This is a genomic window from Enterovirga sp. CN4-39 (assembly GCF_049446235.1).
In the GTDB taxonomy this organism is placed as follows: domain Bacteria; phylum Pseudomonadota; class Alphaproteobacteria; order Rhizobiales; family Beijerinckiaceae; genus Enterovirga.
Window position 1 is genome coordinate 149,836 of sequence record NZ_JBMSEF010000004.1, and the last position, 13,400, is coordinate 163,235.

Genomic DNA, 13,400 nt, shown 5'->3' on the forward strand with positions numbered 1-13,400 from the left:
CACCATGGATGTTTCCGGCATCACCGCACTCGTCACCGGCGGAGCCTCGGGCCTTGGTCGCGCTTCGGCCGAGCGCCTGCTGAAGCTTGGCGCGAAGGTGGTGATCCTCGATCTCCCGGGCTCGCCCGGCGAGGAGGTCGCGCGGGAACTCGGGCCTTCGGCCCGCTTCGCCGCGGCCGACGTGACCGACCCGGATAGCGTCGCGCGGGCCGTGGCGGCCGCCGAGGAGTTCGGCCCCCTCCGCGCCGTGATCCATTGCGCCGGCCGGGGCGGCCCGGTGCGGGTCGTCGACCGGGACGGGAATCCTGGGTCGCTGGAGCAGTACGAAGCAATCATCCGCATCAACCTCATCGGCAGCTTCAACGTCCTGCGGCTCACGGCAGCCAGCATGGCGAAGAACGAGCCGCTCGGCGAGGAGCGCGGCGTCGTGGTGATGACGGCTTCGATCGCCGCGTACGAAGGCCAGATCGGCCAGATCCCCTACGCCTCCTCGAAGGCTGGCATCGTGGGCATGACCCTCGTGGCTGCGCGCGACCTCGCAAGCCGCGGCATCCGCGTCTGCACCATCGCGCCGGGTGTGTTCGACACGCCGATCCTCGCCCGCGTGAAGCCTGAGGTTAAGGCGGCGCTCGGCGCATCGGTGCCGAACCCGCCGCGCCTTGGCCAGCCGCACGAATTCGCGCTGCTGGCGAGCCACATCGTCGAGAACCCGATGCTCAACGGCGAGACGATCCGACTCGACGGCGCACTGCGCATGACGCCGCGCTGATCGTTATGGCAGAGGTCGTCCACCTTGAGATCGAGGACGGGATCGCGATCGTCACGATCGACCGTCCCGAGGTTCGCAACGCGATCAACGATGCGGTCGCGGCCGGGATCTCGGCCGCCATGGACGCGCTCGATACTCGAGAGGATCTGCGCGTCGGCATCCTGACGGGAGCGGGCGGCACGTTCTGCTCCGGCATGGATTTGAAGGCCTTCCTGGCCGGACAGTTGGGCGTCGACGCGAGCCGGGGCTTCGGCGGCCTGACCGGGCGTCCGCCCGAGAAGCCGCTCATCGCGGCGGTCGAAGGCTATGCGCTCGCGGGCGGCTGCGAACTCGCGCTCGCCTGCGACCTGATCGTGGCCTCGCGCGAGGCCAGGTTCGGGCTGCCGGAGGTGAAGCGCGGGCTGGCCGCCGCGGCCGGCGGGCTCCTGCGCTTGCCGCGGCAGATCCCGCCGCGCATCGCTATGGAGATGATCCTGACCGGCGAGCCTGTCGCCGCTGAGCGTGCCGCAGCGCTCGGGCTGGTCAATCGGGTCGCGGAGCCCGGAGCAGCGCTCGCGGCCGCGCGGGAACTCGCGCGTTCGATCGCGCGAAATGGGCCGCTGGCGGTCCGCATGTCGAAGCGGGTTGCCGTGGAGGCGCAGGACTGGTCGTCTGCCGAGATGTTCGAGCGGCAGAAGGCGATCACGGACCCAGTCATGACCTCCGCCGATGCACGCGAGGGCGCGCGCGCCTTCGCGGAAAAGCGCGAGCCGGTCTGGACGGGCCGCTGACCGCGCGGCGGCTTTACGCTGCCGCGTCCGCCTCCAGGAAGTTGACGGAGGTGCCACCGCAAACGTTCAACACCTGCCCCGTGACGAACCGGGCTTCGTCCGAGCAGAAGAACGCGACGGCCTGGGCGATGTCCTCCGGCTCGGCGATGAAGCCGACCGGGATGCCGCTGTTCATCTTGCGCTCGAACCAGCCGCCGACCTCGTTATGGGCCTGGAGCATCCAGGTCCGAGTCGCGCCGGGCGCCACGACATTCGCCGTGATACCGTCCCGGCCGAGTTCCAGCGCCCAGGTCCGGACGATGCCGGTCATGGCCGCCTTTGCGGCCGAGTAGCCCGTACGCTCCTGTTTTCCGAGCGCCGCGCGGCTCCCGATCGTGACGATGCGGCCGATCCCGGCACGCTTCATCGACGGCACGACCACTTGTCCCAGTGCGATAGGCGAGGTCGTCGAGATCTCGATCTCGCGACGCACATCGGGGAGTGTCAGGCTCTGGAGCGAAGCCGGCACACATATCCCGGCATTGTGGACGAGACGGGTAACGCGCCGGTCGCCAATCGCGGCCCGCAGCGTCGCGGCGGCCGCCTCTGGTTGCTCGAAGTCGACCTCCACGAATTCATCGACCCGATCGTGCTCGGGCCGGATCCGGTCCATGACGATGATGCGCCGGCCCTTGTCCGCAAGCAGGCGGCATACCGCCTGCCCGATACCGCGGCTTCCTCCAGTCACGACGGCCCAGTCGTCCATCAGTTCCCCTCCCCTTCTTCGCTATGCGGCGCGGTCAAAGTTCGAGCGAGTAGACGCGAGCGGCGGTACGGCTGAAGAGGTCGGCCTTCTCCTCGGCCGACGCACCTTGGGCCGTCCGCTTAAAGCCGTTCCACAGCACCGCGTAGCTGCACGACAGCTGGTCCACCGGGAAGTTGCTTTCGAACATGCACCGGCGCGTTCCGAAAGCTTCGATGCACGTCTCGACATAGGGGCGCCACGCCTTGGCGAGGTCCTCCGAAGAGGGTGGAACATCGAGCTCATGGAAACCGAAGCCGCTGATGCGCATGGCCAGGCCGCCGATCTTGACCGACACGTTCTCGTGGCGCGCGACCTCCTGGATGCCCTTCTTCCAGATGGCGAAGACCTCGTCGCGCTTCCCGGCATAAGGTCCGATGCCGAGTGGTCCGCCGACATGGTCGAGCACGATCGAGGTACCGGGAAAGGCGCCGGCAATGTCCGCGACGTCGGACAGCTGGTGGTGATAGACCCAGGAATCGAAGACGAGACCCAGCTTCTCGAGGCAGGCGAAGCCCTCCCGCAATGTCGGGTCGAGCAACAGCTTCTCCGGCGGCGTGCGCAGTGTCGAACGAACGCTCGGATCGGGGTCCCACGAGGTGGACTGGCGGATGCCTTTGAAGCGGCCCTTGCCCGCTTCGATGTGGGCCCGGAGCACCGCCTCCACCCCTGCCCCCTCGCGCAGGTCGGCGTATGAGATAATTCCCGCGTTGATGCGCGTCCTGCCGCCGTAGCGGCCGGCGTCACTCTCCTCCCCGATCCGGGTCATCGTCTCGGTCTCTCCAACCGGACGCATGTTCTCCGGCCCGGAGCTGCGATAGCCCTCCGTGCAATCGGCGAAGACGGTCGCCACCACGTTGTGGCCGGCGCCGAGATCGGCTGCGAACTCCTCGCCCATGTAGCGGACGCGCGGCTCGTCCCACAGGTGATGGTGCGGATCGACGATCGGCAGATCGGGCTCCAGGATCGGCTCCTGGCGTTTGGCCAGCCAGGCGGGATCAGACGAGGGCAGTATCGCGCGCTGCGTCGCTCCAGTGGCGCTATTGGTCATCTCGCTCCCTTGTCCGTTCTCAGCAACGCTTCGCGGTCGCCTTGCAAGCCGCGCCAGCCGACGACCCGCGCACGAAATTCGTTGCAACAATCAATCCGGAATGCTTTTTTGTCAAACAAGTCGGTGGATCGCTGGCCTGTGCGGCGGCAAAGTTGCGGCCCGAGGTATCGGCCGGGCACGACAACAATGGGAGGAACTCTTGGGAGACGATCGCTTCCTGGGCGGAACGGCTCGGCTGAACCGCCGCACTGCACTGGCATTGATGGCCGGCGCGCTCGCAGCACCTTCGATTGCCCGGGCGGACAAGTACCCCATCCGGCCGGTCAGGTTCATCGCGCACTGGTCAGCTGGAGGAGCGACCGACACGCTGGCGCGGATCTACTGCCAGAAGGTCGGCGAGATCGCCGGGCAGCAATTCATCGTGGAGAACCGGTTGGGCGGTGGCGGTCTCATCGGCGCTGACGGCATCGCGAAGGCGGAGCCCGACGGGTACACGGTCGGACTTGGCTCCATCACCACGAACTCGGTGCCGCGGCTCCTTTATTCCAAGATGGCGTTCGATCCTGCGAAGGACTTCACGTTCATCGGCGGTCTCTGGAAGCTCCCCAACATCGCGGTCGTGCCGAAGTCTCTCGGGGTCAAGACGATGCCGGAGCTGATCGCGCTGCTGAAGAAGAACCCCAACAAGTACTTTTTCGGCTCCTCGGGCGCCGGGACCACGACCCACCTTGCCGGGGAGATGTTCAAGCAGCTCGCGGGGGTCGAGATCGACCACGTGCCGTTCCGGGGCGGCGCGCCAGCCGTGACCGCGATGCTGGGCGGCCAGATACATCTCTATTTCGACAACATTCCCGGGGCATTGCCGCTCGTCCAGTCTGGCGAACTAATCGGACTGGGGATCACGGCCGAGACGCGTGACCCCAATCTCCCCGATCTGCCAGCGCTGAACGAGTTTGTGCCCGGGTTCGACATAACGTCCTGGTGCTGCCTCTGCGGCCCACCCAAGCTGCCCGCCTCGGTGGTCGAGCCGCTGACGACCTGGACCAACCAGGCGCTCGACGACCCGGCGCTGAAGAAGCGCTACGCCGAGCTTGGCGCGACGGCATGGAAGCCGACACAGGAAGAGCTCATCGCCTTCCGGGACGCGGAAGAGAAGAAGTTCACGCCCATCATCGAGAAGATGGGGATCAAGCTGAACTAGGTCTCGTCCGAGCCGCTTTCCACCAATCCTTCGCGTACGAGGCTGAATGACGGGTCCGCTTTCCGGGTTCCGGGTCATCGAGATGGCCGGGATCGGCCCTGCACCCTTTGCCGGCATGATGCTGTCGGACATGGGCGCGGAGGTCATTCGCGTAGACAGGGCTGGCAAGGCGGATCTCGGCATCGACATGCCGCGGACCGCCAACGTGTCGGCCCGCGGTCGACGATCGCTGGTCTTGGACCTTAAATCTCCGGCGGGCATCCGGGCCTTGGAGAAGCTGGCCGCGAAGGCGGATGCGCTGATCGAAGGCTTCCGGCCGGGCGTGATGGAGCGGCTTGGTATCGGTCCGGATCGTCTTGCCGAGATCAACCCGAAGCTCGTCTTTGGCCGCGTCACCGGCTGGGGACAGAATGGCCCCCTCGCCGCCGCGGCAGGCCACGACATCAACTACATCGCCCTGACCGGGATGCTGAACGCGGTCGGCCCCGCCGGAAAGCCCTATCCGCCGCTCAACCTGGTCGGCGATTACGGCGGCGGCGCCATGTTCCTCGCCTTCGGGGTCGTCTGCGCCCTGCTCGAGGCGCAACGATCTGGCAAGGGTCAGGTCGTGGATGCCGCAATGGTGGATGGTGCCGCGACACTCGGCGCGCCGATCTTCGGCATGCTGCAAGCCGGGCTCTGGGCCGACAGGCGGGGCGCCAATCTTCTGGACGGCGGCGCGCCCTACTACGACACCTACGAGACACGGGACGGCCTCTGGGTGGCGGTCGGGCCGATCGAGGGACGCTTCTATGATCTCTTCCTCCAGAAGCTCGGGCTCGACGATCCGGCGCTGAAGGATAGGTCGCCTGAGAACTGGGGCCGCCTCCGCGACGTCTTCGCGTCGGCCTTCAGGACACGGGATCGGGCGGAATGGTGCGAGATCCTCGACGGCACCGATGTCTGCTTCGCACCTGTGCTGTCCCTCGCGGAGGCGCCGCGCCACCCCCACATGGCGGCACGCGGCAGCTTCGTGGAGGTCGACGGCGTGGTGCAGCCTGCTCCGGCGCCGCGCTTCAGCCGCACTCCCGGGAGCGTCCAGTCACCGCCACCCGAAATAGGACACCACAGCCGCGAGGTCCTCGCCGAATGGGGGTTCAGCGAGAAGGAAATCGCGGAGGCGCTCGCATGATGCTCCGCCGGAATCGGGTGCTGGAAGCGCTTGCCGAGGGCCGTCCGGCGCTCGGTGTCGCGACGCAGATGAACAGCCCTGAGGCGGTGGAGGCGATCGGAGCCGTCGGCTACGATTTCACCTACATCGATTGCGAGCACGGATCCTTCTTCCTCGAAGGTGCGGTGCAGATGATCCGGGCCTCCGAGGCTGTCGGGCTGACCCCGATTATCCGTGTTCCGGGACACGACCCGACCTTCATCACGCGCGTTCTCGATGCGGGCGCGATGGGGGTGATCGTCCCGAACGTGTCGACCCGCGGGGAAGCCGAGCAGGTCGTGGCTGCCGCGAAGTACCTGGACGGCGATAATGGCGGCCGGCGGGGCGCATGCCCGGGCACGCGCGCGAGCTGGCACCAGACGACGGACTGGCCCGCTTTCGCGCGCTGGTCGAACGCGAACACGATGGTCTGGGTGTTGATCGAGTCGCCGGAGGGCGTGGCCAACGCGCGTGAGATTGCGGCGGTGCCCGGGCTCGGGGCCGTGATGCTCGGCCCGTTCGATCTCGCCCACGCGATCGGCCGGCCCGGCGAGCCACGCCACCCGCAGGTGGCGCAGGCCTATGACGACGTGATGGCGGCGGCCCGCGACAGCGGCGTCGAGGTCGTCGCCTCGCTGTTCTCTGCTGAACCCGCCTCCATGACCCGCGAGAAGGCCGAATGGCTCGAGAAGGGCGCCCGCATCCTGGTGGCGGGCAGCGACCGGCGCATGCTGGTGCGCGCGCTCGCCGACCGGCTCGCGGCGCTGCGGGCTTGAGCCGTCATCCCTCCGCGGCGCCTGCACGCTCCAGAATCTCCAGCACGTCGGCCGGCTCCCGAACCGGCCGGGGGTTCGTGCGCGCCCAGCGGTCGTGCATCGTCTTCTCGGCGATCGCCGGCAGGCGCGAGCGCGTGACACCGACCTCGGCAAGGCTGCGCGGCAGGCCGAGCCCGGAGATCAGCCGGTCCAGCGCTGCGGCTGCAGTCAGCTCCGGCGCGCCCAGTGACGCTGCGATCCGGTCCTGCCGGCCGCCGCAATGACCCTCGTTCCAGGCCTGCACGAACGGCGCCATCACGCAGGAGGTGTAGCCGTGCGGAACATCGCTGTCGGCGCCGAGCACGTGCCCGATCGCGTGGCTCGCACCCATCGGCACGCCGGCCGAAACGGGGATCATCGACTGCCAGGCACCCACTTGGCACTCGAGCCGGGCCGCGAGGTTGCCCGGATCCGCCTTCACGGCAGGAAGGCCGCGCCCGAGGAGCCGCAACGCGCTCTCCGCGAGGCCATCGCAGAACGGGTTCGAGAGGGCGGACGCCAGTGTCTCTGCGGCGTGATCGACCGACCGGATCCCGGTCGAGAGCCAGAGCCACTCCGGCGTGTGCAGCGTGATCCGCGGATCGAGCACGATCAGAACGGGCGCCATCGTGCGATGGGCATAGGGGGATTTTCGCCGCGTTTCCTCGTCCGTCAGCCCGGCGCTGAAGCTCCATTCGCCGCCCGACAGCGTGGTGGGCACGCAGACGAGCCGGACATCCGGCCCGGCGAATTGGGGGCGCACGACCAGACCGTCCGGTTCGACGCGGGTCCGGAAGCCCTCGAGGGCGGCGACGCTGCGGATGTCGTGCCGGAGGCAAAGCGGCACCGCCTTAGCGGCCTCGATCACCGAGCCGCCACCGACGGCCACCACGAGGTCGGCACCCGCGTCGCGCGCCCGGTCTGCCGCCGCGATCACGTCCGAGCGCGGCACATGGGGCCGGATGCCGTCGATCGTGACGGCGTGGCGGTCGCCGAGTTCGGCCTCGATGTGGGCGATCTCCTCCGTGTTCTTGGCGAGATGCCGGCTCGCAATCAGCACCACGCGCCGCGCGCCCTGCCGTTCCGCCTCGCGGGCGACCGCGGACGCCGCCGGCTCGTCGAGGGTCACGCGCTCGGTGGCGGTCAAGCCGATCTCACTCGCCATCGGTCATCTCCGAACAGTACAGGGAGGCACACGCCATGAGGGGCTCACGATGACGCGCTACACGGTCGGACCCGCGACGATCACGCGGGTCGAGGAAATGCTCGGGCCAGGCGCGCCGCCGGACTTCCTGTTTGCGGGCTTCGATCCGGCCTTGTTCGAGCGGGTCCCGCTGCTGAAGGACCAGGCGTTCTACGACGCGGCCGCCGGGCGTGTGATCTCCAGCGTCCATTCCTGGCTGATCCGCCTGCACGGCAAGACGATCCTGGTCGATACCTGCTCGGGGAACGGCCGCCAGCGAGCGCCCCTCTTCCAGCGCTTCGGCAACCTCGACACACCCTACCTGCAGCGGCTCGCCGAGGCGGGCGCGCGGCCCGAGGACGTCGACATTGTTCTCCTGACGCACCTGCATGTCGATCATGCGGGCTGGAACACGCATTGGCAGGATGGCGCCTGGCGCCCGACGTTCCCGAACGCTCGCTACCTGATGAGCCGCGCCGGACTCGCACGCTGGCTCCCCGGCGGTGACGGGCCGGCTGCCCTGCCCGAGCATGTGGCGGTGTGGGAAGATTCGATCCGGCCGGTGGTGGAGGCCGGACTCGTCGATACGATCGAGCCGGGCGACACGATCGTGCCGGGCCTCACCGTAGCGGCCGCGCCCGGGCACGAGCCGCATCAGTTCGTGGTCCGTTTCGAGGACGGGCCGCGACGGTTCGTCTGCTCGGCCGATGTCCTGCACCAGCCCATCCAGATCTACGCACCGCACCTCAACAGCTGCTTCTGCGAGGACGGCGAGACCGCCCGGGCGACGCGGGCGCGCTACCTGGCCGAATGGGCGGAGAGCGGCGCGCTGATCCTGCCGGTGCATTTCGGCTACCCGCATGCCGGCTACATTCGCCGGGACGGCGACGGATACGCGTTCGAGCCGGCCGTGCCGCTCGCCTGAGACCGCCTCACGCATCCGCCAGGAGCCGGATCTTCCCGGCATGGACGCCGCGCTCCATGTAGGCATGCGCGGCGGCGGCCTCCGCAAGCGGGAAGGTGCGATCCAGGACCGGGCGGATGCGCCCCGCCGCGACCGCCGGCCAGACGTCACGGCGCAGCTGCGCGACGATGCGGGCCTTCTCTGCGACGCTGCGAGCCCGCAGGGTCGAGCCAGTCAGGACGAGCTGCTTCACCATTACCGGCCGGAAATCGAGCGTCGCGCGTGACCCGGCGATGTAGGAGATGTTGACTAGACGACCGCGCGGCGCGAGCGCCTCGACGTTGCGGGCGATGTAGTCGCCGCCGACCACGTCCAGAACGACGTCGACGCCACGGCCGCCGGTCGCCAACGCCACAGCGTCCACGAAGTCTTCACCGCGGTGGTTGATGGCAACGTCGGCACCCAGTGTCCGGCAGAGCGCGCAGCGGGTTTCGTCTCCTGCCGTTGCCAGCACCATGCCGGCACCGAGGTGGCGCACCAGTTGGATGGCGATCGTGCCGATGCCGCTCGCGCCGCCATGGATCAGCACGCTCTCGCCGGCAGCCAGCCGTCCGTGTTCGACAAGGTTCACCCAGCTCGTCGCGACACATTCGGGCAGCGCCGCTGCGTCGGCGATTTCCATGCCGTCCGGAACCGGCAGGCACGAGCCGGCCGGCGCGAGCGCGTATTCCGCATAGCCGCCGCCGGCCAGGAGCGCGCAGACCTGTTGGCCGATGGCCCAGCCTGAGGCGTCCTCCCCCACGGCAGCGACGATGCCCGACACTTCGAGACCGGGGATGTCGGTGGTGCCGGGCGGCGGCGGGTAAAGCCCTTTGCGCTGCTGAAGGTCGCCACGGTTCAGCCCGGCCGCGGCGACGCGGATCAGGATCTCGTCGGGCCCTGGCAGGACGACGGGACGCTGCACGGGCCGCACGACGTCCGGACCGCCGGCAGCGGAGAACTCGATGGCGAGACAGGTCGCCGGAATCGCGGCTCTCATCGGCTTGACACGAATAAAACAATCATATCTGCATGTTTATTGGGTGCAGGCCGTAATGCAAGCGGCCGCGCCATGTCCCGCCCGGGAACGCGGGACCTCTTCGGCGGAACAGGAAACGTCCAGGAACCACGCGCATGGCTGAGAAGAAGAAGGTCCTCGTCACGGGCGCGAGCAAGGGCATCGGGCGCGCGACGCTGGCGATGCTGAACCGGGACGGCTACCGGGCAGTCGGCCTTGCCCGCACCCGGCCGAACGATCTCGAGCCGGGCGAGGAGTTCCACACGGTGGACCTCGCCGATCTTGCGGCTACCAAGGCGCTCGTCGAGGAACTGGCGGCCGAGGGGCCGTTCTGGGGCCTTGTCAACAACGCCGCGATGTCGCCCACCACATCGCTGGAAGACATGACGCTCGAGGACATGGCGGCCTCGATCACGCTCAACATCAACGCGCCGCTCGTCTGCACGCAGGCCGTGATCCCGGGCATGAAGGAGCAGAGAGGCGGCCGCATCGTGAACCTGTCCTCCCGGGCAGCCCTCGGCAAGATCAACCGCACCGCCTACAGCGCCGCCAAGGCGGGCATCATCGGCATGGGCCGGACCTGGGCTCTGGAGCTCGCGCCCTACGGAATCACGGTGAACGCCATCGCGCCGGGCCCTGTCGCGACCGAGCTGTTCCGCACCGCGAGCCCGCCCGGCCATCCGCGCACGCAGGCGCTGCTCGATGCCGTGCCGCTACGCCGGGTCGCCGAGCCGGCCGAACTCGCGCATTTCATCGCCTTCCTGCTGCACGAGCAGTCGGGCTTCATGACCGGCCAGACCCTGCATGTGGACGGCGGCCTCACGATCAGCGCGGTGAAGATCTAGAACCCGCTATTGGTGCAGATCGCCTTGGCGACGAGGCGGTCTGCGCCCGTCACCTCGATCTCGCTCACCGTTTGCGAGCGGCCGCGGCGGAGGACGCGCGCCGTGGCAACGAGGTCGACGCTGCGCGCCGGCGCCAGGTAGCTGATCGTCATCCCGCTCGTAGCGCCGCCCTTCAGGGACGGGTCCGCGCCTGCCACGAAGGCGGCTGCGCCCGCGATGTCGATCCGCGTCGCGATCACGCCGCCATGGATGACGTCCCCGAAGGTGAGCATCCTGGGCCGGAACGGCATCGCGAGCACCGTAACGTCAGGGCTCGCGCTGACCAGCGTGATACCGAGGTCGCGGGCCACCGCGGAACCCAGCGTGACATCGAACAGGAGATGGCGCAGCGCCGGATGCAGCGTGTCCGTCATGCGAGCGGCTCGCCGATCACGGCCCGGCCATTGCGGATCACAGTAGCGTTGCGGGCCGTCACGCGTGCCTCGAACGACACGACGTCTCCGTCTCGCCACAGATCGACCGACACGGTCTCGCCGGGAAACACCGGCGCCGAGAAGCGGGCCTGGTGGGCATGGAGCCGAGCCGGCTCGCCCTCGGCGAAGGCTGCGAGCACCGCCCGTGCCGTCAGCGCGAAGGTACATAGCCCGTGCAGGATTGGGCGCTCGAACCCGATGCTGCGGGCGAAGTTCGGCGAAACGTGGAGCGGATTCCAGTCGCCTGAGAAACGGTAGATCAGCGCCTGGTTGCCGGCCGTCGGGATGTCGATCCGGGCATCCGGAAGCCGATCCGGCACGGTGTGCGGCGGAGGCTGGCCTTCGCGCGGACCGCCGAAGCCGCCCTCGGCCCGCCCGAAGGCCGTCGTGAGGATCCGGGCGAGCGGCTTGTCCGACCCCTCGAGGTAAAGGAGCTTCTCCTGGCAGAACACGGCGCCCTTGCCCGGCCCTTTGTCCCAAGCGCCGAGCATCCGCCCCTCCGAGACGACCGCGCCTGCCGGCGGGATCGCGCCGAAGAGCTCGATCGCGTGCTCGCCGTGCAGTTGGAACCGGCGGTCGATCTCCAGATTGGAGAGCGGGCCTCCTGCAAAGCCGAGCACCACCGCGAAGGTTGGAAAGACGCGCTGGTCCTCCTCGGTCACGAAGCGCAGCTCGCGCTCGTTGGTCGGGTCGGTCCCGAGCCCGATGCCGAGCGCGTACAGCATCGCGTCGCGCTCGCCCCACGTCACGCGGTCGCGGCAGCGGCGAGCCATCAGGTCCGCGTAGTCGAGCGCCATGGCGGGTATCAGGCGACGGAGCGGGACTGGTCCGACCAGTACGGCGCGCGCAAAGCCTTGCGGTCGAGCTTGCCGAGCCCGGTCAGCGGCAGCTCTGCCACGATATCGATGGATTTCGGCGCCCACGGGCCGCCCCGCCGCGCCTTCACGTGCTCGCGCAACGCCTCGACGCCCACCTCGGCACTCTCGCGGAGCACGCAGAACGCCTTGACGGCCTCGCCCCATTTCGGGTCCGGGATGCCGACCACGCCCGCGAGCACCACGTCGGGGTGGGACATCAGCGCGTCCTCAACCTCGCGCGGGTAGATGTTGAACCCGCCTGAGATGATCATGTCCTTGGTGCGGTCGACGATGTAGAGGTAGCCATCCTCGTCGCTGCGCGCGACATCGCCCGTGTGCAGCCAGCCGCCGCGGAAAACCTCGTCCGTGAGCGTCGGCTGCTTCCAGTAGCCCGCCATCACCAACGGTCCGCGCACGCAGATCTCGCCCGGCTCGCCGACTGCGACCTCGCGCATCTCCGCATCGAAGAGGCGAACTTCGGTCAGCAGCGTGGGGCGGCCGCACGAGCCGAGGCGTTCCGGCTTTGCGAGATCGTGGTCGACCTGCCGCAGCGTCGTCACGCATTCGGGCGCCTCGGACTGGCCGTAGAGCTGCAGGAAGACAGGGCCAAACGCCTCCGTCGCGAGCCGGAGACGATCGGGCGACATCGGGGCCGCACCGTAGATGATGAGGTCGAGCGACGAGAGATCGTATTTCGACCGCAGGTCGTGCTTCTCGAGCAGCGTGCTGATGACGGTCGGCACGAGGAAGGTCGCGCTGATCCGCTCCTCAGCCACCGTCCGGCAGAAGGTCTCAGCGTCGAAGCCGTCGAGCAGCCGCGCGTAACCGCCGAGGGACATCACGGTGTAGATCTTGATGCCGCCCGAATGGCTGATGGGCGTCGACGCGAGATAGCGAAGCGGCCGCGGCCACTCCCATTCCGCGGCCTGGATCGCGCTCATGGCGGCAATGGACCGGTGTGGCAGCACAACGCCCTTGGACCGCCCCGTGGTGCCGCCCGTGTAGACGAGAAGAAGAGGATCCTCCGGCTCACAAGCCGTCTCGAGCGGTGCGGGCTCGAGACGGGCGGCTTCGGCCAGGAGATCGCGTGCGCCCTCGGCCGGTCCGAAGGACAGGACGTGCCGCAAGCCAGGCACCTTCGCCTTCAGTTCCGCCGCCCGCGCTGCGAACCGGCGGGAATCCACGATCAGGACGTCGGCCTCGGCGTCTGCCGCCACATGGGCGTGGTCGTCGAGCCCCGACATCGGGTGCAGGTTCGTGTGCCGCACGCCCATCAGGTTCGCGGCGCATTGAGCGGCCCAGGCCTCGACCCGGTTGCCTGTGACCATCACCACCCCGGAACCTGGCCCCAGTCCGAGCGAGCGGTAGAAGGAGACGATCCGCCCGATCTCGCGGCCGAGCTCGGCGTAGGTCCAGCTCGTCACACCATCGGAGAGCGCCGGGCGGTCCGCATAGCGGCGGACCGCATCGATGATCAGGCTGCCGATTGTGCCGCCGCTGTGAAGCTGGTTCATCGCAGCCGGCCG

The 13,400-nt window shown here is 68.6% G+C and carries 14 protein-coding genes; 7 read left to right on the forward strand and 7 right to left on the reverse strand.

From position 1 onward, the window contains the following. The first annotated feature begins 4 nt into the window (after positions 1-4). Positions 5-769, forward strand: coding sequence for an SDR family NAD(P)-dependent oxidoreductase (locus ACO2SS_RS09215; RefSeq protein ID WP_423277338.1), 765 nt, complete (start codon positions 5-7; stop codon positions 767-769). Positions 770-774: 5 nt separating this feature from the next. Continuing rightward, on the forward strand, positions 775-1,539 hold the full coding sequence (locus tag ACO2SS_RS09220) for a crotonase/enoyl-CoA hydratase family protein (protein ID WP_423277339.1): 765 nt from the start codon (positions 775-777) through the stop codon (positions 1,537-1,539). Between the two features lie 13 nt (positions 1,540-1,552). Here ACO2SS_RS09220 and ACO2SS_RS09225 read toward each other — a convergent pair whose 3' ends face one another. Then, positions 1,553-2,284: an SDR family NAD(P)-dependent oxidoreductase gene (locus tag ACO2SS_RS09225; protein WP_423277340.1), complete on the reverse strand. Its 732-nt coding sequence runs from the start codon at positions 2,282-2,284 to the stop codon at positions 1,553-1,555. A 34-nt stretch (positions 2,285-2,318) separates the two neighbouring features. Further along, positions 2,319-3,371 (reverse strand): amidohydrolase family protein, encoded by a 1,053-nt coding sequence (locus ACO2SS_RS09230; protein WP_423277341.1) that lies wholly within the window; start codon positions 3,369-3,371, stop codon positions 2,319-2,321. Positions 3,372-3,570: 199 nt separating this feature from the next. Between ACO2SS_RS09230 and ACO2SS_RS09235 the strand changes: the two genes are divergently transcribed. From ACO2SS_RS09235 to ACO2SS_RS09245, 3 genes are read left to right on the forward strand one after another with little or no spacing between them, the layout of a single operon-like run. Beyond that, positions 3,571-4,572, forward strand: a complete 1,002-nt coding sequence (locus ACO2SS_RS09235; RefSeq protein WP_423277342.1) for a Bug family tripartite tricarboxylate transporter substrate binding protein — start codon at positions 3,571-3,573, stop codon at positions 4,570-4,572. Positions 4,573-4,618: 46 nt separating this feature from the next. Continuing rightward, positions 4,619-5,743 carry a CaiB/BaiF CoA transferase family protein gene (locus ACO2SS_RS09240; protein ID WP_423277343.1) on the forward strand — a complete coding sequence of 375 codons (1,125 nt, stop codon included), beginning with the start codon at positions 4,619-4,621 and terminating at the stop codon, positions 5,741-5,743. Continuing rightward, positions 5,740-6,537 (forward strand): HpcH/HpaI aldolase family protein, encoded by a 798-nt coding sequence (locus tag ACO2SS_RS09245; RefSeq protein WP_423277344.1) that lies wholly within the window; start codon positions 5,740-5,742, stop codon positions 6,535-6,537. The genes ACO2SS_RS09240 and ACO2SS_RS09245 overlap by 4 nt, the downstream gene beginning before the upstream one ends. Positions 6,538-6,541: 4 nt before the next feature. Here ACO2SS_RS09245 and ACO2SS_RS09250 read toward each other — a convergent pair whose 3' ends face one another. After that, the gene (locus tag ACO2SS_RS09250; RefSeq protein ID WP_423277345.1) at positions 6,542-7,720 is read right to left on the reverse strand and encodes an iron-containing alcohol dehydrogenase; all 1,179 of its coding nucleotides are present in this window, start codon (positions 7,718-7,720) and stop codon (positions 6,542-6,544) included. Positions 7,721-7,769: 49 nt separating this feature from the next. Between ACO2SS_RS09250 and ACO2SS_RS09255 the strand changes: the two genes are divergently transcribed. Beyond that, on the forward strand, positions 7,770-8,663 hold the full coding sequence (locus ACO2SS_RS09255; RefSeq protein ID WP_423277346.1) for an MBL fold metallo-hydrolase: 894 nt from the start codon (positions 7,770-7,772) through the stop codon (positions 8,661-8,663). A gap of 7 nt (positions 8,664-8,670) precedes the next feature. Here ACO2SS_RS09255 and ACO2SS_RS09260 read toward each other — a convergent pair whose 3' ends face one another. Continuing rightward, the gene (locus tag ACO2SS_RS09260) at positions 8,671-9,681 is read right to left on the reverse strand and encodes an NAD(P)H-quinone oxidoreductase (RefSeq protein ID WP_423277347.1); all 1,011 of its coding nucleotides are present in this window, start codon (positions 9,679-9,681) and stop codon (positions 8,671-8,673) included. A gap of 134 nt (positions 9,682-9,815) precedes the next feature. Between ACO2SS_RS09260 and ACO2SS_RS09265 the strand changes: the two genes are divergently transcribed. Beyond that, complete coding sequence (locus ACO2SS_RS09265) at positions 9,816-10,544, forward strand: SDR family oxidoreductase (RefSeq protein ID WP_423277348.1); 729 nt, start codon at positions 9,816-9,818, stop codon at positions 10,542-10,544. On the opposite strand, the gene ACO2SS_RS09270 is transcribed toward ACO2SS_RS09265, so the two are convergent. The 3 genes from ACO2SS_RS09270 to ACO2SS_RS09280 are packed head-to-tail and all read right to left on the reverse strand — an operon-like array spanning position 10,541 to position 13,388. Next, positions 10,541-10,957 carry a PaaI family thioesterase gene (locus tag ACO2SS_RS09270; protein WP_423277349.1) on the reverse strand — a complete coding sequence of 139 codons (417 nt, stop codon included), beginning with the start codon at positions 10,955-10,957 and terminating at the stop codon, positions 10,541-10,543. The two genes, ACO2SS_RS09265 and ACO2SS_RS09270, sit on opposite strands and share 4 nt — an antisense overlap. Further along, complete coding sequence (locus ACO2SS_RS09275) at positions 10,954-11,814, reverse strand: MaoC/PaaZ C-terminal domain-containing protein (RefSeq protein ID WP_423277350.1); 861 nt, start codon at positions 11,812-11,814, stop codon at positions 10,954-10,956. The genes ACO2SS_RS09270 and ACO2SS_RS09275 overlap by 4 nt, the downstream gene beginning before the upstream one ends. Positions 11,815-11,822: 8 nt before the next feature. Continuing rightward, positions 11,823-13,388, reverse strand: a complete 1,566-nt coding sequence (locus tag ACO2SS_RS09280) for an AMP-binding protein (protein ID WP_423277351.1) — start codon at positions 13,386-13,388, stop codon at positions 11,823-11,825. Positions 13,389-13,400: the final 12 nt, after the last annotated feature.

Coding starts and splice junctions, on each gene's coding strand:
- ACO2SS_RS09275 (WP_423277350.1), bottom strand. CDS start 11,814: ATGGCGCTCGACTACGCGGACCTGATGGCTCGCCGCTGCCGCGACCGC.
- ACO2SS_RS09265 (WP_423277348.1), top strand. CDS start 9,816: ATGGCTGAGAAGAAGAAGGTCCTCGTCACGGGCGCGAGCAAGGGCATC.
- ACO2SS_RS09225 (WP_423277340.1), bottom strand. CDS start 2,284: ATGGACGACTGGGCCGTCGTGACTGGAGGAAGCCGCGGTATCGGGCAG.
- ACO2SS_RS09255 (WP_423277346.1), top strand. CDS start 7,770: ATGACGCGCTACACGGTCGGACCCGCGACGATCACGCGGGTCGAGGAA.
- ACO2SS_RS09260 (WP_423277347.1), bottom strand. CDS start 9,681: ATGAGAGCCGCGATTCCGGCGACCTGTCTCGCCATCGAGTTCTCCGCT.
- ACO2SS_RS09270 (WP_423277349.1), bottom strand. CDS start 10,957: ATGACGGACACGCTGCATCCGGCGCTGCGCCATCTCCTGTTCGATGTC.
- ACO2SS_RS09240 (WP_423277343.1), top strand. CDS start 4,619: ATGACGGGTCCGCTTTCCGGGTTCCGGGTCATCGAGATGGCCGGGATC.
- ACO2SS_RS09220 (WP_423277339.1), top strand. CDS start 775: ATGGCAGAGGTCGTCCACCTTGAGATCGAGGACGGGATCGCGATCGTC.
- ACO2SS_RS09250 (WP_423277345.1), bottom strand. CDS start 7,720: ATGGCGAGTGAGATCGGCTTGACCGCCACCGAGCGCGTGACCCTCGAC.
- ACO2SS_RS09280 (WP_423277351.1), bottom strand. CDS start 13,388: ATGAACCAGCTTCACAGCGGCGGCACAATCGGCAGCCTGATCATCGAT.
- ACO2SS_RS09245 (WP_423277344.1), top strand. CDS start 5,740: ATGATGCTCCGCCGGAATCGGGTGCTGGAAGCGCTTGCCGAGGGCCGT.
- ACO2SS_RS09230 (WP_423277341.1), bottom strand. CDS start 3,371: ATGACCAATAGCGCCACTGGAGCGACGCAGCGCGCGATACTGCCCTCG.
- ACO2SS_RS09215 (WP_423277338.1), top strand. CDS start 5: ATGGATGTTTCCGGCATCACCGCACTCGTCACCGGCGGAGCCTCGGGC.